The sequence below is a fragment of the Paraburkholderia sp. JHI2823 genome (assembly GCF_038900695.1).
Lineage (GTDB): Bacteria > Pseudomonadota > Gammaproteobacteria > Burkholderiales > Burkholderiaceae > Paraburkholderia > Paraburkholderia mimosarum.
This window is the reverse complement of the sequence record NZ_JAYMRY010000022.1, coordinates 38,400-60,398: the sequence shown is the minus strand read 5'-3', so window position 1 is coordinate 60,398 and position 21,999 is coordinate 38,400. Positions and strand designations below refer to the sequence as shown.

Annotated in this window: 14 protein-coding genes; 6 read left to right on the top strand and 8 right to left on the bottom strand. The window is 65.2% G+C overall.

The window, feature by feature from the left end; genetic code table 11:
• Positions 1-66: 66 nt before the first annotated feature.
• Complete coding sequence (locus VSR34_RS22575) at positions 67-816, top strand: SDR family oxidoreductase (protein ID WP_342963604.1); 750 nt, start codon at positions 67-69, stop codon at positions 814-816.
• 37 nt (positions 817-853) lie between these two features.
• On the opposite strand, the gene VSR34_RS22570 is transcribed toward VSR34_RS22575, so the two are convergent.
• A complete protein-coding gene (locus VSR34_RS22570) occupies positions 854-1,243 on the bottom strand; it encodes a hypothetical protein (RefSeq protein ID WP_342963603.1) in 390 nt (129 codons plus the stop codon).
• 305 nt (positions 1,244-1,548) lie between these two features.
• Between VSR34_RS22570 and VSR34_RS22565 the strand changes: the two genes are divergently transcribed.
• Entirely contained in the window at positions 1,549-2,919 is a 1,371-nt protein-coding gene (locus tag VSR34_RS22565) for an MFS transporter (protein ID WP_154671238.1), read from the top strand.
• On the opposite strand, the gene VSR34_RS22560 is transcribed toward VSR34_RS22565, so the two are convergent.
• Positions 2,913-5,141, bottom strand: a complete 2,229-nt coding sequence (locus VSR34_RS22560; RefSeq protein WP_028212458.1) for a SulP family inorganic anion transporter — start codon at positions 5,139-5,141, stop codon at positions 2,913-2,915. The two genes, VSR34_RS22565 and VSR34_RS22560, sit on opposite strands and share 7 nt — an antisense overlap.
• Before the next feature lie 267 nt (positions 5,142-5,408).
• On the opposite strand from VSR34_RS22560, the gene VSR34_RS22555 reads away from it, so the two are divergent.
• A complete protein-coding gene (locus tag VSR34_RS22555; RefSeq protein ID WP_342963602.1) occupies positions 5,409-8,702 on the top strand; it encodes an adenylate/guanylate cyclase domain-containing protein in 3,294 nt (1,097 codons plus the stop codon).
• Positions 8,703-8,733: 31 nt separating this feature from the next.
• Here VSR34_RS22555 and VSR34_RS22550 read toward each other — a convergent pair whose 3' ends face one another.
• From VSR34_RS22550 to VSR34_RS22540, 3 genes are all read right to left on the bottom strand, one after another.
• Complete coding sequence (locus tag VSR34_RS22550) at positions 8,734-11,481, bottom strand: EAL domain-containing protein (RefSeq protein ID WP_342963601.1); 2,748 nt, start codon at positions 11,479-11,481, stop codon at positions 8,734-8,736.
• Positions 11,482-11,489: 8 nt separating this feature from the next.
• Positions 11,490-12,272 (bottom strand): transporter substrate-binding domain-containing protein, encoded by a 783-nt coding sequence (locus tag VSR34_RS22545; protein WP_028212461.1) that lies wholly within the window; start codon positions 12,270-12,272, stop codon positions 11,490-11,492.
• Between the two features lie 293 nt (positions 12,273-12,565).
• The gene (locus tag VSR34_RS22540; RefSeq protein WP_342963600.1) at positions 12,566-13,918 is read right to left on the bottom strand and encodes an MFS transporter; all 1,353 of its coding nucleotides are present in this window, start codon (positions 13,916-13,918) and stop codon (positions 12,566-12,568) included.
• 337 nt (positions 13,919-14,255) lie between these two features.
• Between VSR34_RS22540 and VSR34_RS22535 the strand changes: the two genes are divergently transcribed.
• The 3 genes from VSR34_RS22535 to VSR34_RS22525 all read left to right on the top strand — a co-directional run bounded on the left by VSR34_RS22535 (position 14,256) and on the right by VSR34_RS22525 (position 18,781).
• A complete protein-coding gene (locus VSR34_RS22535) occupies positions 14,256-16,040 on the top strand; it encodes an IlvD/Edd family dehydratase (RefSeq protein WP_342963641.1) in 1,785 nt (594 codons plus the stop codon).
• Positions 16,041-16,139: 99 nt separating this feature from the next.
• Positions 16,140-17,315: a fumarylacetoacetate hydrolase family protein gene (locus VSR34_RS22530; protein WP_342963599.1), complete on the top strand. Its 1,176-nt coding sequence runs from the start codon at positions 16,140-16,142 to the stop codon at positions 17,313-17,315.
• A gap of 23 nt (positions 17,316-17,338) precedes the next feature.
• Positions 17,339-18,781: an aldehyde dehydrogenase family protein gene (locus tag VSR34_RS22525; RefSeq protein WP_342963598.1), complete on the top strand. Its 1,443-nt coding sequence runs from the start codon at positions 17,339-17,341 to the stop codon at positions 18,779-18,781.
• A 53-nt stretch (positions 18,782-18,834) separates the two neighbouring features.
• Here VSR34_RS22525 and VSR34_RS22520 read toward each other — a convergent pair whose 3' ends face one another.
• The 3 genes from VSR34_RS22520 to VSR34_RS22510 all read right to left on the bottom strand — a co-directional run bounded on the left by VSR34_RS22520 (position 18,835) and on the right by VSR34_RS22510 (position 21,844).
• Positions 18,835-19,530 (bottom strand): phosphatase PAP2 family protein, encoded by a 696-nt coding sequence (locus tag VSR34_RS22520; protein WP_028230923.1) that lies wholly within the window; start codon positions 19,528-19,530, stop codon positions 18,835-18,837.
• A 314-nt stretch (positions 19,531-19,844) separates the two neighbouring features.
• A complete protein-coding gene (locus VSR34_RS22515) occupies positions 19,845-20,960 on the bottom strand; it encodes a succinylglutamate desuccinylase/aspartoacylase family protein (RefSeq protein ID WP_342963597.1) in 1,116 nt (371 codons plus the stop codon).
• Positions 20,961-21,067: 107 nt separating this feature from the next.
• A complete protein-coding gene (locus tag VSR34_RS22510) occupies positions 21,068-21,844 on the bottom strand; it encodes an ABC transporter substrate-binding protein (protein WP_028212468.1) in 777 nt (258 codons plus the stop codon).
• Positions 21,845-21,999 lie beyond the last annotated feature (155 nt).

The window sequence follows — 21,999 nt, the reverse complement described above, 5'->3', positions numbered from 1 at the left end:
TGTAGCAAGTACGGCATGGGCGATCTATCGTATGGCACATCCAACCCACCGCACAGGAGTGTTCCCATGCAAACCGTACTGATCACCGGCTGCTCTTCCGGTTTCGGCCTCGAGATCGCCCGTTACTTTCTGGCTCGCGACTGGCGAGTGATCGCCACGATGCGCACGCCGCGCACCGATGTGCTGCCGTCGTCGAAGCGCTTGCGCGTGCTGGCGCTCGACATCACGAATGCGCAGAGCATTCGCGCAGCGGTGGAGGCTGCGGGCCCCATCGACGTGCTCGTCAACAACGCGGGCTTCGGCGCGGCTTCTCCGGCCGAACTCGTTCCGATCGCGACCGTGCGCGAGCTCTTCGAGACCAACACCATCGGCACGATCGCAATGACGCAGGCGGTGTTGCCGCAGTTTCGGCAGCGCAAGGCTGGTGTCGTCGTGAATGTCACATCGAGCGTGACGCTGAAGGCACTCCCGCTGATCGCCGCATACCGCGCGAGCAAGGCGGCAGTGAATGCATTCACGGAATCGATGGCGGTGGAACTCGAGCCGTTCGGCGTTCGCGCCCGCCTGGTGTTGCCGGGCCGTGCGCCCGATACCCGCTTCGCGGACAACGCGCGGGCGCATATGCTGGGCTTCGACCATGAGGCCTACGCCGATCTCGCGAGCAGGGTCCTGGCGGGCTTTGCGGATACATCGACCCCTGTCACGCACGCACAAGACGTCGCCGAAGCCGTGTGGCGCGCCGCAACCGACCCGTCGTCCCCGATGCGCATCCCCGCCGGCGCCGACGCACAAGCGTGGGCCGCCGAGGTGCGCTAACCGCCCCGCGCCCCCGTGACTCGCGGGGACGCCGACATCACTCGCAGGTCACGACGCTGACCGGCAGGTTCTCGCTGTCCGTGCCGACTGTCCGGTGCGAGGCGGTGGTGAAGGAGCCGCCTGGCGGCATGCATGCCGATTGCCCCATCCCGCCGCCTGGCGCTTGCGGCGCACCGTTGTCGAACGACTGCCACGTGACGATGACCGGTTTGCCGCAGTTGTTGATCATGTCGGTGTAGTCGAGTCCTAGTTTGCGGTTCTCCCCGCGATATTCCCGGTCGATGCAGTCCGTCGAAAGCTCGCTCGGCTCGAAACCCGGTGAGGCAGGGGGCGCCGCGCGATTGCCGGCATGGGCTGCGCCGTGGACCAGAAGGATCACGAGCAAGGCGGCATGGTGAGTGTCGGCCAGGATGCGGGAACGATTCATTTTTCACCTCGTTTCAGGGTCGCATCGAAAGCGATCAACGTCAGTTAGCTTCCCGCCGCTCACTGCGTCAAGCGCCGGGAGGCCCCTTATGTGGGCAAACAGACAGTGCCACTCGCGCACGATGTCGCTTCTGGAGCGTCACGCTGTCGTCTTTGTTCTAGGAGCGGCATTTATGGTCGCATTTACTGTACAGGCAATCACCGTGCGACTTCAGCGCCAAACCGCCCGCCTCGAGACGCGGCGCGATTCAGGTCCGTTCATGGTGCCAGGCACGCCTAATTCACTTCACAATGGACGGCCCGATTATGAAAGCGTATCAGCCCCAGGTCGATCAAAAGACGCTTCGCAAGGTGATCATTGCCGCGGCGGTGGGTAACTTCGTCGAATGGTTCGACTTTGCCGTGTACGGATTTCTGGCAACGTTGCTCACTCACCAGTTCTTCCCGAATGGCGACCCGGCGATCGCATTGATGAAGACCTTCGCAGTCTTCGCCGTCGCTTTTGCGTTCCGACCGCTCGGCGGCGTCTTCTTCGGCGTGGTGGGGGACAGGGTAGGGCGCAAGAAAACGCTTGCGCTGACCATCTTGATCATGGCGGGCGCAACCACGGTGATCGGCTTGCTGCCGACCTACGCCGCAGTCGGCACGCTCGCGCCCCTGCTGCTCGCCATCGTCCGGTGCGTGCAAGGCTTTTCCGCTGGCGGAGAGTACGCGGGCGCCTGCGCGTACCTGATGGAGCATGCGCCGCGGCACCAGCGCGCGCGATACGGGAGCTTTATTCCGGTCTCCACGTTCCTGTCGTTCGCTAGCGCAGCCCTTGTGGCATCAGGACTGGACGCCATGCTTTCGCCCGAGGCGATGAGCAACTGGGGCTGGAGAATCCCGTTCATCGCCGCGGCGCCCATCGGCCTCGTCGGACTCTATCTGCGCACACGTCTTGGGGAGACGCCTTCGTTTGCCGCAGTCGAACACGATCACGACCTTGCCCACGCCCCGCTTCGCGAAACGCTCAGGACCCAGGCAAGCGCGATTGTGCGCCTGGGCGCCTTCGTTTCCGTGACCGCGCTCTCGTTCTATACGTTTACGACTTACTTTGCCACCTATCTACAGGTCGTGGGCCATCAGAGCCGGGCGAGCGCATTGTCGATCACGGTGATCGCGCTGGTATTCGCGGCGGCCATCTGCCCGCTTGCCGGCCTCTATTCCGATGCCGTGGGAAGACGAAAGACCGTTTTCACCGTATGCGCCATCCTGATCGCCGCTGTCTACCCTGCGTTCGTGCTCGGAGGGTCCGGGGATTTTCGCTTCGCAACCCTGGGCGCGGCCATGCTGGCGGTCGGCGCGGTCTTGTCGGGTGTGGTCACGGCAGCATTGCTATCGGAAGTCTTTCCGACCCGGACTCGTTACACCGCTTCGGCGATCACGTACAACCTTGCGTATACGATCTTTGGCGGCACGGCACCGCTGGTTGCCACCTGGCTGATCGAGTCGACCGGCAATAACCTCTCTCCCGCGTTCTACCTGATCGCCGTTTCGCTGCTGGCACTGGTTGGCGGCATGTCCTTGCCGGAAACGTCGCGGATTTCGCTCGATGGTCACCACCGCCAGGGCGAGGCCGATCCCGCTGCGGCGCGCGGCATGAAGCCCGAGCCGCATCCTTCGTCCACCGCTCAGTAGACCGCGCGCAAGGCCTCCGTGGCGAGGGCGAGCCGCGACGCGATGACCTTCACCAGAAAGCGATGAAACTGCTGGGCGGCTGCGGGGTCGTCCTGCTCCAGTAGAGCGAGCGCGGCCAGCGACAACCGGCACACGCGCGTCGGCATTTCGGCGTACACGTCCGCGCTGCGCGGCTGCTGCGTGTACACGGCCATCTCTCCGACGACCGTACCGGGGCAGCAAGCGCGCAGCCTGACCGACCGCCCGTTGCCGAGCGGCAGCGAAACCGTGACCCGGCCGCGTTCGATGATGTATAGCGAGTCGCCCGGCTCGCCGCGAAGAAACAGTGGCTGACCCGCCAGCAGTTCATGCGCTTCGAGCCTGGTGGACAGGGTGGCGAGCGCACGTTCCGTGAAATGCGGCGCGAGCAACGCGTTCAGGTCGTCGCCGCGCTTTTGCGCGAGCGCGCTGGATGCGAGTAGTTTCTCTTCGATCCATTCCAGGCCCGCATCGAGCGTGTCGAATTCGCGAATCCGCAGATTGAGCGTGCCGGATCGGGTCAGCAGATCGCGCGAGTGCGGCGGCAGCGCGGTCAAGATCAAGTCGGCGTCCGTCTGCGCGCAGAGCTGCCGCAGCTTGACGAAGCTGATCGATACCGAAGCGTCCATTCCCTGGGTCGACGCGAAGTCGAGCACGACGAAGCGGAGCGGCGCGGGCGCACGCGCGGCGAGCCGCTCGCGCATGCGCTGGAGGATCGAATTGGCCGTGCCGAAAAAGAGAAACCCTTGCAGGCACATGCCGCACACCTGTGCGCCGAGCCCGCGCAGTGCTTCGGTTTCCTCAATATTGCGTTCCACATTCGACGTCCGGGTACGAAGGTCGAATTCCATGCGTATGCAACTCACGCGGCCATAGAGCAGCGTGAACATCACGCACGCGGCGACGATGCCTGCGACCACGCCGATGACCACGCCCCACGCCGCGATCGTGCCGAGAATGACGGGCACGAGCAGGTACTCGTACCAGGCGAGCTTCGCCCAGGCGCCGACCACCCACTGCACGAGCAGGCGCAGCCCCATGAAAAGCTGAAGGCCGACGAGCACCGGCACGGGAAAGAGCGCGACGAAACCGGGCGATGCGGCAAGCAGGAAGAGGCATGCGAGCGATGCGAACACGCCCGCCATCCGGCTCGTCGCGCCCACGCGCGCGTTGAGCATGGATCGATTGAAGGATTGATAGCCGACCATACCGCCCAAAAGCCCGCTCGCGAGATTGGCGAGGCCCGCCGCCCGCATCTCGCGATTGAGATCGATCTCTTCGCCCGTCGCCGCGCCGATCGCCGTCGAATTCATCAGGATCGTGACGGCCGAGACCGACGTGACCACGAGGCTCTCCGGCAGGTGCGCGGAGATCGCCGGCCAGTCGATGCCGCCGCGCGCGAGCTGCGCGCCGAGGTGCAGCTCGGGAAGCCCCGTGAGCCGAAACGCGGCGCGCGGCAGAAGCAGCCCCATGCGGCGCGCCTCGTCGATCGACAGCCCCGCGGCGCCCAGGAGGACGTAGAAGAGCACGATCCCGAAGGCCAGCGTGAGCGGCAGCGCCGCGACGTGTTTCCAGGTGCGCAACAGGATGGTGGCCAGCACGCCGGTGACGAGCGCGGGGAGCCACGCGAGCCAGTGCAGATGGGTCAGCAGCGCGAGCGTTCGCCATTGCAGCGACTCGCCCGTCATCACGCGGAACGCGCCGGCCAGCAGCAGATAGCCCGTGCCGGCGAGGAATCCGCCGAGTACCGGGTAAGGCAGGAACTGCAGCGAGCGGCTGCGCTTCGACGAACCGATCGCGTAGAGGACGATGCCGGTCACGATCGAACAGAGCGCGATCGCGATCAGCACGGTGAGGAGCAGGGTTTGCGGGGAGCCGCCGTCGGCGCGCACGCTGCTCGCGACGCCTGCGGCCACGCCCGCGAGAAACGCCGCCGCATTGCTGTCGGGGCCGCCGATGTTCAGGCGCATCGAACTCGTCAACGCAATCACGAGCGCCGTGACGACACAGCTGACGAGCGCGGTAGGCACGCCGAGCATCGCGTAGCGGGCGAGATCGGCGCTGAAGATCATCGTGCCGAGGCTCATCGCGTAGCACAGCATGACGAGCGCCGATACCGCCCCGGCCGCCAGATCGCCGGGCAGCCCCGCGACGCGCGAGCGCGGCGGGACATCGCCGACGGAAACGGTCTTGCCCGGCTTCACGTGAATTCCCGGTGGAATGCGCACTCTCGATGGGGAGCGATCCAGTATCCGTCCTCGACCGAAAGCCGTCAAACCCGGCCTACACGCGGTCAGTGCCGGCGCCTACACTGGGTATGCATCGGCACGATCCGCGGGACCGCCGGCGCCGTTCGCACCGGCAAGCGGCGCACGCTTTTCGTCTGCTCATTGGAGCCAATGCGAAGGCACCGGAAGCGAAAGCGCGGCACGGCGGCGCGCGCCATCCGGCATTGGACGCAGGCGGCGAACATGGAAATCGGGCAATGGCTGAACGTCCTCGGGCTTGAGCAGTACGCACAAGCGTTCGCGGCGAACGATATCGATCCGTCGCTGCTCGCGCAACTGACCGATGCCGACCTGAAAGAACTCGGGGTGCTGTCGCTCGGCCATCGCAGGCGCATTCTCGCGGCCGCCGCGCGCGATCCGGTGGCGGCACCGGCGGCGCCCCATGCCCTCGCGTCCGCCGCGGACGAGCGCAGGCAGGTCACGATCCTCTTCGCCGATCTCTGCGGCTTCACGGCGCTCTCGCGTACGCTCGATCCGGAGGAACTGCGCGCGCTGATCGGCCGCTACACGGCGCTCGTCGACGGCATCGTGCTCGCCTATGGCGGCACGACGGACCGGCACATCGGCGACGCGGTGATGGCGCTGTTCGGCGCGCCCCGCGCGCACGACACGGACACGCTGCGCGCGGCCCGCGCGGCGCTCGACATCCATGAGGCGCTGACGCAGCTGAGCGCGCAGGCGGGGCGGACCTTGCAGGCGCATATCGGCATTGCGAGCGGCGAGGTGGTGGCGGGCGCGCTCGGCTGCGTCGACGCGCGCGACTACACCGTGACCGGCACGCCGGTGAATCTGGCGGCGCGGCTCCAGACCGCCGCCGCACCCGGCGAGACCTGGCTTGCCGATGACGTGGCGCGCGCGCTCGGCGACACCGCTATTTGCGAGGCGCTCGGCGAGCAGGGCTTCAAGGGCATCGACACGCCGGTGCGGGTCTGGCGGCTGCGCGCGATTGCGAGCGACTCGGCAAGCGAGCTGGCGAAGGCGAACCAGAGCGTCTTCGTCGGACGCCAGGCGGAGCTCGAGCAGTTCCACGGTGTCGTCCGCGCGTGCGTCGCGAGGCGGGCTGGTCAAGTCGTCCACGTGCGCGGCGAAGCGGGTATCGGCAAGACGCGTCTCGTCGACGAAATGCGCCGCCACGCGCAGTCGCAGGGCTTCGCGATCCATCGGGGCCTCGTGCTCGATTTCGGCGTGGGCAAAGGGCAGGATCCCGTGCACGCGATCGTCTGCAGCCTGCTCGGCCTGCCGGCCGGCGCCTCGATCGACGCGCGGCAGGCCGCCGCCGCGCGCCTCGCCGCCGAAGGCGTCGTCAAAGCCGAACAGGGCGCGTTTCTCCACGATCTCCTCGACCTGCCGCTCGCGGACGAATGGCGAACCGTCTACGACGCGATGGACCACGGCGCGCGCAAGCGCGGCAAGCAGGCGCTCGTCGCGCGACTGACCGAGCGCGCCTGCGAGCAGACGCCGACGCTGATCGTCGTCGAAGACCTGCATTGGGCCGACCCCGAAGTGCTCGCCTATCTCTCGGCCTTTGCCGCGGGCATCGCGAACGGCCCGGGCCTGCTCGTCACGACCTCGCGCGTGGAAGGCGATCCGATCGATGCCGCGTGGCGCGCGCGCTGCCGCGACACCCCGTTCGCGACGATCGATCTCGGGCCCTTGCGCAAGGACGAGGCCCTGAGCCTCGCGGGCAACTTCATCGACGCGTCGCAGCGTGTCGCGCTCGCCTGCATCGAGCGCGCGGGCGGCAATCCGCTGTTTCTCGAGCAACTCCTGCGCAACGCCGAGGAAGGCAGCAACGGCGCCGTGCCCGCCTCGATCCGCAGCCTCGTGCTCGCGCGCATGGACCGGCTCGCGCCGCGCGACCGCCTCGCTTTCCAGGCGGCCTCGGTGATCGGCCAGCGCTTCGACCTCGCGTTGCTGCGGCGGCTCATCGACGACCCCGGCTACGTCTGCGACGGCCTGCTCGCCAATGCGCTCGTGCTGCCGGAGGGCGAGGACTTCCTGTTCGCTCACGCGCTGATCCAGGAGAGCGCCTACTCGACGCTGCTGCGTGCGCGCCGGCGCGAGTTGCACCGCTGTGCGGCCGACTGGTTCGCGCACGGCGACTCCACGCTGCACGCCCAGCATCTCGACCGCGCGGAGGACGAACGCGCGCCGCAGGCGTATCTGGCCGCAGCCCTCGCGCAAAGCGCGGCCCATCTGCTCGAGGCCGCGCTGCGCCTCGCCCAGCGGGGCCTCGAGATCGCGCAGACAGACGCGGACCGTCACGCCCTCAGCTGTTGCAAGGGCGAACTCCAGCGCGATCTCGGCGACATCGCGGGATCGATCGCGACCTGGCGCGCGGCGCTGGCGGCCGCCCCCGACGACGCGGGTCTGTGCCGCTGCCAGCTCGGGCTCGCGGAAGGTCTGCGCGTGAGCGAAGGCCTCGACGAAGCGCTGGCGCTGCTCGAGGCCGCGCAGCGGATCGCGGAGCGCGACGATCGGGTGGCCGAGCTTGCGAGCCTTCACTATCTGCGCGGCAACATCCTCTTTCCGCTGGGAAAGATCGATGCCTGCAGCGCCGAGCACGAACACGGGCTCGCCTATGCGCGGCGCCTCGGCCAGCCGGAACCCCAGGCGCGTGCGCTCGGCGGCCTTGCCGACGCCGCTTATGCGCAGGGGCGCATGCGCACCGCGTTTCGCCATTTCAGCGATTGCGTGGCGTTGAGCCGGGAGCACGGCTTCGGCCGCATCGAAGTCGCCAATCTTTCGATGCGGGGCTTCAGCCGCATCTATCTGAACGACGCGCGCGAGGCGCGCGAGGACGCCATAGCCGCCGTGCGTGCCGCCGAGCTGATCGGGCAGCCGCGCGCGCAATTGCTGGGCGAGACGCTCGGCGTATTCGTCTGCTACGAGCTAGGCGACATGGAGGCTGCGCGGGTTCATCTGGAGCAGGAAAGGCGGGTGATCCGGCAGCTGGGCGCGCGTCGCTTCGAAGTGCAGAACCTGGAAATGCAGGGGCGTGTTGCGCTGGACGAGGGAGGCCGCGGCGAGGCGGTGAAAGCGCTTCGCGAGGCGCTCGCGATGTCGCGCGAAGTGGGCACGCAGTTTAGCGCGCCGAAAGCTTTGGGCGCCCTCGCGCGTGCTGTGGAAGCGAACGACGAGCGTGCGCGGCTGCTCGCGGAAGGCGAGGAGCTCCTGCGCCTCGGCGCGGTTGGCCACAACCACCTCTGGTTCTACCGCGATGCCATCGAGGCGATGCTGGCGGCCCGCGAACCGGCCGCCGTGTTGCGCTACGCGAGCGCCCTGGAGGCGTACACGCAACGCGAACCGCTGCCCTGGGCCGAGCTGTTCGCCGCGCGCGGCCGCGCGCTGGCCCGCACGCTGGAGGCGCCGGCCGATGAAGCCGTGCGCCGCGAACTCGAGCGCGTGCGAACCGTGCTGCTGGATGCCGGCTTTCGGCGCTATCTGGCGGCGGTCGATGCCGCGCTCGCCGCTTGAGAGCGCCCGCTGCGCGGAGTGCGAAGCGCGCCTACCCGACGAGACACTCGGGCGCTTCGAGTCCGCGCAATGTCGCTTCGAACGTTTCGACGGGAACCGGTCGGCAGAAGAGATAGCCTTGATACGCGTAACAGCCTGCCGCGGCGAGGAAGGCGCGCTGCTCCTCGGTTTCGACACCTTCGGCGATCACGCCCAGGCCCAGGCTGTGGGCGAGCGCGACGATGGTTCTGGCGATGACGGCGTCGTTGGGATCGACCAGAACATCGCGCACGAATGAGCGGTCGATTTTCAGCTGGTCCAGCGGCAGACGTTTCAAATACGAAAGCGAAGAATAGCCAATGCCGAAATCGTCGAGCGCAAAGACGATGCCCCTGGCCTTCAGCGCCTCCATCTTCTCGATGATCTCCTGCACGTTGTCCACCAGCACGCTTTCGGTCAGTTCCAGCTTCAGCCGGTCGGGCCGCGCGCCCGTCTGTTCGAGCGTTGCCAGCACGTTCGCCACGAAGTCGGGCTTGTGAAGCTGCTGCACGCTGACGTTCACAGCAATCGTCAGGTGCTCGGTGTCGGGTCGCGCGGCCCATCGCGCCAGCTGCATGCAAGCCGCGTGCAGGACCCAGTTGCCCAGCCCGGCGATGAGCCCCGTTTCTTCGGCCACGGGAATGAAATCGGCAGGGTAGACGAGCCCGCGTTCGGGGTGACGCCAGCGCACCAGCGCCTCGGCGCCGGTGATGCGATCGCCGTCGATCTGCATCTGGTAGTGCAGCACCAGTTGCCCAGTTTCGATCGCTTCACGCAGCGCCGCTTCGAGCGCCGCGCGCTCCAGCACGAAAGTCTGCATCTCGGGATCGAAGAGACGCACCGCGTTGCGACCTCTTTCCTTGGACTTGTACATCGCGAGATCGGCCTGCTTCATGAGATCGTCCGTCGACGCCTGAAGTCCCTTGAAGACGGTCGCGCCGATGCTCGCCGTGCTGCGGTAGTCGATATCGCCAAGACGATAAGGATCGCCAAGGACTTCGAGTATCCTCTCGCCGAGGCGCTCGGTTTGCTGCGCCGCTTCCGCGTTGTCCGGATGCAGGTTCCCCACCACGACGACGAACTCGTCGCCGCCCACCCGCGCCACGGTGTCGCCTTCGGGGATGCTCGCCGCGAGGCGTTTCGCCACTTCCTGCAGCAGCAGGTCGCCTTTGTCGTGGCCCAGCGTGTCGTTGAGCGTCTTGAAGTGGTCGAGATCGATGAACAGCAGCGCGCCGCTCGTGCCGTGTCTCGCGCTCCCGGCAATGGCTTCCTTCAGGTTGTCCAGCAGCAGCGTGCGATTGGGCAGTCCCGTGAGCGCGTCGTAGAAGGCGAGCTCCTTGATGCGTTCATCGGCGATCTTGCGTTCGGTGATGTCGCGCCCGCTCGTGCGAAAGCCGATGAATTCGCCCCTGGAGTCGGTAATCGGCACCCAGGAAGCCGAGAGCCACATCAGCGAGCCGTCCTTGCGCACGCAACGAAATTCGAGGTTGTCGCCGCGCGAGCCATATTGGGCGCCGCGAAAAGCGGGCGCGACATGCGCGACATCGCCCGGATAAATCACGGTGCAGGCGAAGTCCTTCATCGCCATGCACTCGTCGACGGTATAGCCGATGTACTGCTCGACCGCCGAATTGATCCAGCGCGGCTTGCCTTCGGGCGACCACCAGATTTCCCAATTGACGGTGCAGTCGGCAATGGCGCGGAACTTTTCCTCGTTTTCGCGCAGCTCTTGCGTCATCGACGAAGCGAGCCGCATTGCGCGGCTGCGGCCCGTCATCAAGAGCCGCGTGAGCACGGCGAGGAGGATGCTCAGGCCCGTGCCGATGATCGCAATGAGCGTGGCCGCGTCGCGGCCGAAGCGGGCCTTGAAGCCGTCGCGTGCCGTCAGCTTCAGCATCCAGTCGTGTCCGCACACGACGAGGTATTCGGTTGCCGCGAGATCCGTGGGCACGTGCTGCGCGGGCGCGCCCGATGTTTTGTAGAGCAGCGCTTCCGGCGACGTTTCCACGCCGTCGTAAAGGGCGATCGCGAGTCCGGGCGGGTCCTCGCCGTAAAGGCTCGCGATGACGTCGTGCATGCGAAACGACGCGTAGACCCAGCCCACCAGCCGCGCGCGGCGTTCGTCGGCATTTTCCGGTGCTTTCCCGCGCGCGTAGACCGGCATGTACATGATGAAGCCGGGGTTGGCGTTCGGGTCGGTGTCCACCGAGAGGCGCACTTTTCCGGAAATGGTCGCCATGCCCGTATCGCGCGCCTGCTCCATGGCGCGCCGCCGCACCGGATCGGCCCAGGAGTCGAAGCCTGGCATCGCGCGATTGGCGCCGATGAACGGCTCGCGCTGGATGATGGGCGCGTAGTTCTCGCGCGCGCCCTCGGGCTGGATCGCGTAGCCCGGCAGGCCGCGCTGCTGCATGGACGCGACATGCGCGGCCTTTTGCGTTGCCGGCACCCAGGCGACGATGCCGATCGCCTGGATGCCGGAAAAATTGGCGTCGAGATTGAGTGTGTCGACGTAATCGCGGAACGCTTCGCGATCGACTGCTCCGCTCGCGGCAAAAAGACTCTGCACGCCGCGCAGCAACAGCTCGTACGTGCCCATGCGCTGCTCGATGCGGCTCACCGCGTCGCCGAGCGAGAAGTTGAACTGCGTGAGCAGCTCGTGGCGGGCCGCTTGCCGCTCGTGACTCCACAACGCCCATGTCACGGCGAGCGCGGTGGCCAGGATCACCAGCGGGAGGAGAACGAGGCGCATCCGGTTCATGGCGGCGTTCAGAAGGGGACCATCGAATCGGAAAGGTCGGGGCTGAAGTATTTGCGGAAAATGCGCCGCACCGTGCCGTCCGCGATCATTTCATTGACGACCGCGCGCCACTTGTCGCGTTCCTCGGGCGAGAGCGCCTTCTTCGACATGATGAGTCCATGCGGAATGGGCGGATCGTCGAACTCCACGATATGGGTCACGCTCCGGATCTTCGCTTCGTCGATGGCCGGATAATCGAAAGGCTCGATGATCATCCCCTGAATGCGCCCGAGAATCAGCGCGTCGTACAGCGGCTCCAGACCGCCGGCCTGGCTCACGCGATTTTCGGCGGCCAGCGAATCGACGAGCCGGTTGGCCGATTCGCTATAGCGGAAGCTGCGGATCACGCCAAGCTGAAACTTGTCGTTGTGCTCGAAATCGGCCAGTTGCTGGATGCCCGAATCCTTGCGAACCAGCAGATAGTACTTGTTGCTGAAGTACCAGGCGAAATCCGCGTACTGATTGCGCTCGTCGTTGGCAATGCCGGAGAGGCTGAAGTCGAGCGCGCCCGATTCGATCAGCTTCCAGATGCGCGCGCGCGACATCAGGCTCACGCGAATCTGGCAGCCGCTGCGCCGCGCCAGTTCGTCGGCGAAGTCCTTGTCGATGCCGGTGTCCGTCTCGGCGGAGTAGAGCAGGCCGTGGTCGTGTAAGGCGAGCGTAAATGAGCGCGAACAGTCGGGGCCCGCGGCAAATGCGGTGCCGAGACAGCCGAGCGCGAGCAGCAGGGCTCCAAGGCAATTTCGAATCACAGTGTCTCCGTTGGGTGAGCGGGGCCTGGTGGCGGTTTGTTGGGCGGAAAACAGTCTGCACGTCTTATCGGCAGCGCGCTGCGATACTTGAGGCGGGCGCAACGATATCGTTTTGTCTGCCTATTGTGCAGGCCCCAGTCGCCTGCGGGAACGGGCGGCGCGTGAATCGCGGGTGAAAAGGCAAAAAAAAGCGCCGGCGCAAGGCCGACGCAATTTCCGCTTAGGGAGGCTGTAAGGAAGCTCCGGCGAGAAGCCGGACTTCCTCAGCGCGTGTTTGATCTGGCTAGCAAGCTTCAGTTGTCTTCGTTCGCGTCCTTGTTCAGCATGCTTTTCGGAATCGAGAGAATGAGGACGCAACTGACGAGCAGGCATGCGCCCAGCGCGTAGGTGCCGTTGTTGATGTCGCCAGTCAGGTCTTTCGCCACGCTCGTGATCATGGAGCCGGTGAAGCCGGACAGGTTGCCGACCGAGTTGATGAGCGCAATGCCCGCCGCGGCAGCGGTGCCCGAGAGAATCTGGCCGGGAAACGTCCAGTAGATCGGCATCAGGCCGAGAATCGCGCAGGTGGCGATCGTCAGGAATACGATGGAAAGCGGCACGTTGTGCGCAAAGAATGCGCTGAGAATCAGGCCGATGCCGCCAATGCACGCGGGAATGGCCGCATGGAGCCGGCGCTCGCCCGTCTTGCGCGAGTGCGACGCGTTCCAGATCATGGCGACCACCGCGCTGAGATAGGGAATGGCGCTCAGCAAGCCGATGTTCAATGTGCTTTTCACGCCGGAGGCCTTGATGATGGAAGGCAGCCAGAACGCGAGGCCATAGAAGCCGGTATTGAAGGTCAGCAGGATGAAGGTCAGCAGCCAGACGCGCGGGCTCTTCAGCGCCGCCGCGGCGCTATGTGTTTTTTTGGCGCCCTCGTGCTCGAGATTGCGTTGCAACAGGGCTTTTTCCGAAGCCGTCAGCCACTTCGCCGTCTGGATGCCGTCGCCCATGCACGACAGCACGACGAAGGCGACGAGGATCGACGGCACGCCTTCGAGCAGCAGCATCCACTGCCAGCCGCCCAGGCCGAGCAGGCCGTGGGTGTTCTCCATCAGCCACCCCGAGATCACGCCACCCAGCGTGAGGCTCACCGGAATGGCGATCAGAAACCCAGACATCGCGATGCTCTGGCGCCGCGCCGGAAACCAGTAGTTCAGGTAAAGGATGATGCCAGGGAAGAAGCCCGCTTCGCATACGCCCAGCAGGAACCGCAGGACGTAGAACATCGTGGACGTTTGAACGTGAAAAAAGCTCGCAAGCGGCGCGATGAACGCGAGCGACGAAGAGACGATGCCCCAGGTGACCATGATGCGCGCGATCCAGAAGCGCGCGCCATAGCGGTGAAGGAGCAGGTTGCTCGGCATCTCGAAGAGAAAATATCCCCAGAAGAAAATGCTGGCGCCCAGGGCGTAGACGCGGTCGCTCAGGCCGAGCGAGTCCAGCATCTGCAGCTTCGCGAAGCCGACGTTCACGCGGTCGAGGTAGGCGACGACGTAGCAAAGGAGCAATAGCGGCAGAATGCGCTTGAGCACCTTGCGGTACAGCAGATCTTCGGCTTCGCTGGCGGCGGCCGGGGAGTCTGCGATCTGGGTGAGGGTTGGCATGGGTTGTGTCTCCATTCACATATGCCTTTGAACTGTCCCCGCTGCGGGGAGGCTGGCCACGTACTTCGTGGGCGTGTTATTGGATTCCGGCACTGTCGATGGACAATGTACCTGATTTGTTATCGGTAACACAGCGGGTGCTAAATTAGCATGGCGGGTGGGGCGGCCGCAAGTTGGCGATTGCGCGGGGGAGGTGCTTCGTCGCCGACTATTTCCCGCGAAAACGCGAGTCTCACCTGGTGCACAGCGCCGCCGCAAAGTGCTAATATTCCGGAATTGTTACCGGTAACAGTTCGATGTGGCCGGTCGGGAGACGAGGAGTAACGGAGTGAGTGAAATGACCCTGCCCAACGCACGGCGCCTGCGCAGCCAGGAATGGTTCGACGATCCGGCCCATGCCGATATGACCGCGCTTTATGTCGAGCGCTTCATGAACTATGGTCTGACCCGCGAAGAATTGCAGTCTGGCCGTCCCATCATCGGCATTGCGCAAACGGGCAGCGACCTCGCGCCCTGCAATCGCCACCATATCGAACTGGCCGCTCGCACCAAGGCGGGCATTCGCGACGCGGGCGGCATTCCCATGGAGTTTCCCGTCCATCCGCTCGCCGAGCAAAGCCGCCGGCCCACCGCGGCGCTCGACCGGAATCTCGCCTACCTGGGCCTCGTCGAGATTTTGCATGGCTTCCCGCTCGACGGCGTCGTCCTGACCACGGGCTGCGACAAGACCACGCCCGCGTGCCTGATGGCCGCGGCGACGGTCGACATGCCCGCCATCGTGCTCTCGGGCGGCCCGATGCTCGACGGCTGGCACAACGGCCAGCGCGTGGGTTCGGGCACGGTCATCTGGCATGCGCGCAACCTGCTGGCGGCCGGCGAGATCGACTATGAGGGCTTCATGGAACTCACGACGGCCTCGTCGCCCTCAATCGGCCACTGCAACACGATGGGTACGGCGTTGTCGATGAACAGCCTCGCCGAAGCGCTCGGCATGTCGCTGCCCGGTTGCGCGAGCATTCCGGCGGCCTATCGCGAACGCGGCCAGATGGCGTATGCAACGGGCAAGCGCATCGTGGACCTCGTGCGCTACGACATCCGGCCTTCGCGCATCATGACGAAAGAAGCGTTCGAAAATGCCATCGTCGTTGCCTCGGCGCTGGGCGCGTCCACGAACTGTCCGCCGCACCTCATTGCGATTGCGCGGCACATGGGCATCGAGCTGAGCCTCGAAGACTGGCAGCGTGTGGGTGAACAGGTGCCGCTCATCGTTAACTGCATGCCGGCAGGCGAATATCTGGGCGAGAGCTTCCACCGCGCGGGCGGCGTGCCCGGCGTGCTGCGCGAACTCGACCGCGCCGGCCTCGTGCACCGCGAATGCCTGAGCGTTTCCGGCCGGACCATCGGCGCCATCGCCGACAGCACACCCGAGCCGGATCGCGAAGTCATCAGGACAACGGAGGATCCGCTCAAGCACGGCGCGGGCTTCATGGTGCTGTCGGGCAACTTCTTCGACAGCGCGATCATGAAGATGTCGGTGGTCGGCGACGCTTTCCGTCAAACGTACCTGAGCGAGCCCGGCGCGGAGAACGCGTTCGAAGCGAGAGCGATCGTGTTCGACGGTCCCGAGGACTATCACGCGCGCATCAACGATCCGTCGCTCGAAATCGACCAGCATTGCATTCTCGTGATTCGCGGCGCGGGCACGGTGGGCTATCCGGGCAGTGCGGAAGTCGTGAACATGGCGCCGCCGGCGGAGCTGGTGCGCCAGGGCATCACGTCGCTGCCCACGATGGGCGACGGCCGCCAGAGCGGCACCTCGGCGAGCCCCTCGATCCTGAACATGTCGCCCGAAGCCGCCGTGGGCGGCGGACTCGCGCTGCTGCAAACGGGCGATCGCATTCGCGTCGATCTGAACGCGCGCAGCGTCAATGTGCTCGTCGACGAAGCGGAGCTCGAGCGGCGCCGCGAAACCGCGCACTTCGAGATTCCGCCCGCACAAACGCCCTGGCAGGAGCTGTACCGCAAGACCGTGGGGCAGCTTTCCACAGGCGGATGCCTCGAGCCAGCCACGCTTTATCTGAAAGTCATCGCCGAGCGCGGCAACCCGCGCCACTCGCACTGAGGCGCTGAGCAGGCGCTGAGACACCAGGCCGCGAGGCTCGCCTCGCCGTATCGAGGCCGGCCTTGCCGCGGCACACATGAACTGGAGACAAATCGCACCATGACCTCGAACTCCCAATCAAACTGGCTTCCTGGCGACGTCGGGCAGGCGCTGCTCGTTGGCCGCGTATGGCGCAACGAAGGCGAAAACACGGGCCCCTCTGTCGTGCTCGTTCGCGATGGCGAAGTCATCGACATCACACGCAGCGCGCCGACCACCGCAGACCTTTTCGACCGCGAGGACATCGTGCAGTTTGCGCGCACGGTGAACGGCGAATCGCTTGGCCCGGTGGAGAAGCTGATCGAAGCGAATCTGCCTGGCAGCGAGCCCGCGTTGCGCCTGCTCGCGCCCAACGACGTTCAGGCAATCAAGGCCTGCGGCGTGACATTCGCGGTCAGTCTCATCGAGCGCGTGATCGAGGAACAGGCCGGCGGCGACCCTGCGAAAGCGCAGGAGGTTCGCGAAACCATCGTGGCCACGATCGGCACCGATCTCTCGAAGATCAAGCCGGGCTCCGACGAGGCGATGAAGCTGAAGGCCGAACTGGAGCGGCGCGGCGCGTGGTCACAGTACATGGAAGTGGGCATCGGGCCCGACGCCGAAGTGTTTTCGAAGTCGCAGCCCATGTCGGCAGTCGGCTTCGGCGCGGACATCGGCTTGCTGCCCGCCTCGGTCTGGAACAACCCCGAGCCCGAGATCGTGCTTGCCGTGAACAGCCGCGGCGAGATCGTGGGCGCGACGCTCGGCAACGACGTGAACCTGCGCGACATCGAAGGCCGCTCGGCGCTGCTGCTCGGCAAGTGCAAGGACAACAACGCTTCGTGCGCGATCGGCCCGTTCGTGCGCCTGTTCGACGAATCGTTCGATCTCGACTCGGTGCGCAAGACGAGCGTCTCGCTGCGCGTGGAGGGCACGGATGACGGCTTCGTGCTGGAGGGCATCAGCCATATGAGCGAAATCAGCCGCGACCCGGCCGACCTCGTGGCGCAGACGTGGGGCCGCCATCACCAGTATCCCGACGGCTTCATGCTCTTTCTCGGCACCATGTTCTCGCCCATCAAGGACCGCGACACGGCAGGGGGCGGCTTCACGCATCACCTTGGCGACAAGGTCACCATCTCGGCGCCGGAGCTCGGCGCGCTGACCAACACCGTGCAATTGAGCACGGAGCTCGCGCCGTGGACCTTCGGCGTGCGCGCGCTGTATCGCAATCTCGCTTCGCGCGGATTGCTGTGAGCCATTCACTCGGGAATAGCAACATGAACCAGTTCGACAACTACATCGGCGGCCAGTGGGTGCGCGGCACCACGGCCTCCCAGAATATCAATCCATCCAATCTCGACGACGTGATCGGCGAATTCGCGCAAGCGGACGCCGCGCAAACGCGCGACGCCATTGCCGCCGCGCGCAAGGCCTTCGCCCAGTGGTCGCTCTCGACGCCGCAGCAACGCTTCGATTTGCTCGATCAGGTGGGCAGCGTCATTCTCGCCCGCAAGGCCGAGCTGGGCCGCCTCCTCGCACGCGAAGAGGGCAAGACGCTTCCCGAGGCGATGGGCGAGGTTGGCCGTGCCGCGCAGATCTTCAAGTTCTTCGCGGGCGAGGCGCTGCGCCTTGGCGGCGAAATCGTGCCTTCGGTGCGCCCTGGCATGACGGTCGAAGTGACCCGTGAGCCGCTCGGCGTGATCGGGCTCATTACACCGTGGAACTTCCCGATTGCCATTCCCGCGTGGAAGATCGCGCCCGCGCTTGCCTACGGCAACACGGTCGTCATCAAGCCCGCGGACCTCGTGCCGGCCAGCACGTGGGAGCTCGTGAAGATCATCGCGGAGGCGGGCGCGCCGGCCGGCGTCATCAACCTCGTGATGGGCCGGGGCTCGGTGGTTGGGGAAGCGATCGTCAGTGATGCCGATGTCGATGCCGTGAGTTTCACGGGATCGGTCGCAACGGGCCGCGCGATAGGCGCGAAGAGCTTCGCAACGGGCAAGAAGGTTCAGCTGGAGATGGGCGGCAAGAACCCCATGGTCGTGCTGGACGACGCCAATCTCGACGTGGCCGTGGAGGCGTGCATCAACGGCGCGTTCTTCTCGACGGGGCAGCGATGCACGGCGTCGAGCCGGCTCATCGTGACCGAAGGCATTCATGACCGCTTCGTCGAAGCCATGAAGGCGCGCATGAAGACGCTCAAGACCGGCGACGCGCTCGCGGACGGCACGCATATCGGGCCTGTCGTGGACGACAAGCAGCTTCAGCAGGACGAGCGCTACATTGCGGTTGCGCGCGAAGAAGGCGGCGAGGTGTTCGGCGGCGAGCGCGTTGAAGGCGCCACGCGCGGCTATTTCCTCGCGCCCGCGCTCGTCACGCAGACCACCTCGGCCATGCGGATCAACCGTGAGGAGGTGTTCGGCCCTGTCGCCTCCGTCATCAAGGTGAAGGATTATCACGAGGCGCTGGCCGTGGCGAACGACACGGAGTTCGGCTTGTCGGCGGGCATCTGCACGAGCTCGCTCAGTCATGCAAACCATTTCCGCCGTCACGTGCAGGCCGGCATGGTCATGGTAAATACTGCAACGGCTGGCGTGGATTATCACGTGCCGTTTGGCGGCCGCAAGGGTTCGAGCTACGGTCCGCGTGAGCAGGGCAGCTATGCGCGCGAGTTCTACACGACGGTGAAGACGGCCTATATCAATCCGGGCGCGCTTTAATGGATCGGCGCAGGCGGCCGGGGACGACTTCCCCGCGTCGCCCGCGCCACGCCTCAGCTCATTCCGTGCAACGCCGAATGGGCCAACTGAAGTAAATCGTCGAATTGCGTGACCAGTTCGAAACACACGAGAAATGCGAGCGCCGCGGCCGGTCCGGGAAAACGCTTCATCGAGCGCAGAACGGGCACGGCGGTTCGCTTCCTGACTGCATCACGCGTCAAGATCCAGGTAATTACCACGCCGATTGCGGCGCCCGCGATCAGGTCCGTTGGGTAGTGATAGCCCAGATACGCACGCGGCAAACAGATAATTAGTGTTACATACAAAAGCGCCAGCGCGCCGATGACCCGCCATACCAGGAAAATTCCCATCGCAATCGCCACCCACAGCATGGCGTGATCGCTCGGAAACGAACTCCAGTTGCTCAGCCCGGCGGCACGCAGCGACGATGACGCGAAATGCAGATGCAAGTCGGGATTGAACAGCGGACGTTGCCGGAACGGCAGATAACGCGCGAGGAGGCGTCCCACCGCAAGCGATATCAGGCCGCTCGCCACCGTGGCGACCATGATCTCGCGCCGCCACTCGCGGCGCTCGTGGGGCTGAAACCAGATCCAGCACAGGAGAGGGATCAGGAAGTAACCCTTGAACGTGTACAGCCCCGCCATCACGCGGATTGCATGATTGAGCAGTGGGGGCAGATCGACACGAGTCAGGGCGCCCAGAATGACGGTATCGAAGCTGTTCATTATTGTGGGCCATTCCGCCGAGTTGGTTGACGAATGAGAAAGGCGGCCGGTACAGAAGTCCCCGGCCGCCTTGGTCCCGACACATCGAGCATCTTCTGATTCTAGGTTTGAAATCATCCCGAACGGGGAGAGAATCGAAAGCAAGTGTAAATAGTGCCTGCTCCCTTCCCGACGACGCCGCGAAGCAAGAACGCCCGTTTTGTAGCGCCCCGCGCGGTATGGCTGTTACGCATCGTCACATATCGTTCGTTGTCGGATGCAGTGCGCATACCGCGTTCCCGGCCAAGGTTTCTTTCGACCGACGATTCTTCTGCTCAATTCGGCAGCAGTGACCCGCTGCGCAGCGGCGTGGCGCCTGCGACCCATGCCACCTCCATGCCCGCGGTGGCGAAGCGCGCGCGTTGCCGCGCGTACAGCACGCCGGCGACGGAACTTGTGAGCGTGAGCACGCGATCGGTAAGCGGGTCAACTATGTCGGCAATGGGCTGGCCCGGTTCCACGCGCGCGCCAACCGGCGCGTGGAAAACGAGCACGCCGGAACTCGGTGCGACGAGCGCCTCGGCGCCCGCCAGCGGCGTGGCCGCGAATGCGAGCGGCGGCAGCGGTGCGGGTGCGCCTTCCACGACTCCGCGATGCGTCAGGTAGTCGATGATCGCGCTAGCATCGCGCTCGGCCCAGGCGTAGCTCACGTCCGCCTGGCCGCGCAACTCGATCGTCACGGAGATCGAGCCGTTGGGGATCGGGTAGCGTTCGCCATAGTGCGCGCGCAATGCCGACCAGCAGAAGCTGTGAATCTCGTCGAATGGATTGCCATCTGAATTGAGCGCGAAGAGCGAGGCCTTCGCATCCAGATAGCGCGCGAGCGGTTCCACGTCGGGCCAGAGATCGGGGTTCGTGTAGAGATGCATCACGCCTTCGAAGTCGCAGTGCAGGTCGAGCACCACATCGGCGTCGTACGACAGGCGCTGCAGCGCGAGACGCTGCGATGCCAGCTCGGTAGTCGGCGTCTGTTCGGCAAGCGCGTCTCGCATCGCGGCGCGCACGGCGAGCAGGTTCTGCTGCGCGTCGCCGCCGAGGCGCGGCCCGACGCGCGGGATCACGAGGTCGGCGAGCGCATGGAAATGCCGGTTGAAATTGGCCGCGGTGCCGCTTTCGAAGCGGCCAAGCATCTGGCCGAGCAGTCGCTGGTTGAGGCCGATCGGATTGGGCACGGGCACGACCACGATTTCACCGCGCAGCTTGCCCGCCGATTCGAGCGCGGCCAGGCGCCTGCGCAGCGCCCAGGTCACTAGCATGCCTGGCAGCTCGTCGGCATGCAGCGACGACTGGATATAGATTTTCTGGGCGCCGGCAGGCCCGTAGTGAAAGCTCGTGATGTGCCGCTCGGTGCCGAGTGCCGGCGAAATCAACGGATGGGTTTGTGTCTGCATGATGGCGTGCGCGGGGGCAGTGTTCAACAGAGGGAAGCAGGATAAAACGAGCAACGGCGCGGGGGAAGTCCCGCGCCGTTGCCGGTCAGTCTGGGCGCAGGCGCCGCTCAGCCACCATACACATCGAATGCGAAGTAGCGCGACTCGATCTTCTTGTACGTGCCGTCCTTGATCATGTCCGCGAGCGCCTTGTCGATCTTCGTCTTCAGATCGGTATCTTCCTTGCGCAGGCCGATTGCGGCGCCGTTGCCGAGCGCGCCATTCGGATCGCTGAGCTCGCCGCCCGTGAACGCGAAGCCCGCGCCGCGCGGCGTCTTCAGAAAGCCCATGTCGGCCTGCACGGCGTCTTGCAGCGCGGCGTCGAGGCGGCCCGCGAGCAGATCCGCATAGACCTGGTCCTGATCCTGATAAGGCACGATCTTCACGCCATTAGGTGCCCATTTGGCTTTTGCATAGGATTCCTGAATCGATCCCTGCTCGACGCCGACCGTTTTGCCTTTGAGCGCATCTGCCGTGGGCTGCAGGCTCGAGCCTTGTTTCGCGACGAGGCGGGTGGGCGTGTGGAATACTTTCGCCGAGAACGCGATTTGTGTTTCGCGCTGCGGTGTCATCGACATCGACGAAAGCACTGCGTCGAATTTCCTGGCCTTCAGCGCCGGAATCATGCCGTCGAACTCGCTCTCGATCCAGACGCACCTGGCGTTGATACGCTTGCAGATCTCGTTGCCCACGTCGATGTCGAAGCCGACCAGCTTGCCATCCGTGCTTTTCGATTCGAACGGGGGGTAACTCGCGTCCACGCCGAACCGGACGGTGGACCAGTCCTTCGCGCAGGCGGAGGTGGCGATCGCGAGCATCGCTATGCACAAGGCAAGCTTTTTCATTGACGTGGAGTCTCCATGACGTTTATCGATACCGCCGTGACCGTTGGCGGCATGGTCAACAGCGGGCTCTGGTCAGCCATGTTGTATAGACAAGATAAGCGATCTCACATAATGAGATAAGTAGGGTCTTTGCTGAGGGCGGAGCGAAAACACGG

Bases quoted from the DNA above. Each gene is read 5' to 3' on its own strand.
- VSR34_RS22515 (WP_342963597.1), bottom strand. From the start codon at position 20,960: ATGCAGACACAAACCCATCCGTTGATTTCGCCGGCACTCGGCACCGAG.
- VSR34_RS22540 (WP_342963600.1), bottom strand. From the start codon at position 13,918: ATGCCAACCCTCACCCAGATCGCAGACTCCCCGGCCGCCGCCAGCGAA.
- VSR34_RS22565 (WP_154671238.1), top strand. From the start codon at position 1,549: ATGAAAGCGTATCAGCCCCAGGTCGATCAAAAGACGCTTCGCAAGGTG.
- VSR34_RS22555 (WP_342963602.1), top strand. From the start codon at position 5,409: ATGGAAATCGGGCAATGGCTGAACGTCCTCGGGCTTGAGCAGTACGCA.
- VSR34_RS22570 (WP_342963603.1), bottom strand. From the start codon at position 1,243: ATGAATCGTTCCCGCATCCTGGCCGACACTCACCATGCCGCCTTGCTC.
- VSR34_RS22525 (WP_342963598.1), top strand. From the start codon at position 17,339: ATGAACCAGTTCGACAACTACATCGGCGGCCAGTGGGTGCGCGGCACC.
- VSR34_RS22535 (WP_342963641.1), top strand. From the start codon at position 14,256: ATGACCCTGCCCAACGCACGGCGCCTGCGCAGCCAGGAATGGTTCGAC.
- VSR34_RS22530 (WP_342963599.1), top strand. From the start codon at position 16,140: ATGACCTCGAACTCCCAATCAAACTGGCTTCCTGGCGACGTCGGGCAG.
- VSR34_RS22575 (WP_342963604.1), top strand. From the start codon at position 67: ATGCAAACCGTACTGATCACCGGCTGCTCTTCCGGTTTCGGCCTCGAG.
- VSR34_RS22510 (WP_028212468.1), bottom strand. From the start codon at position 21,844: ATGAAAAAGCTTGCCTTGTGCATAGCGATGCTCGCGATCGCCACCTCC.
- VSR34_RS22520 (WP_028230923.1), bottom strand. From the start codon at position 19,530: ATGAACAGCTTCGATACCGTCATTCTGGGCGCCCTGACTCGTGTCGAT.
- VSR34_RS22550 (WP_342963601.1), bottom strand. From the start codon at position 11,481: ATGAACCGGATGCGCCTCGTTCTCCTCCCGCTGGTGATCCTGGCCACC.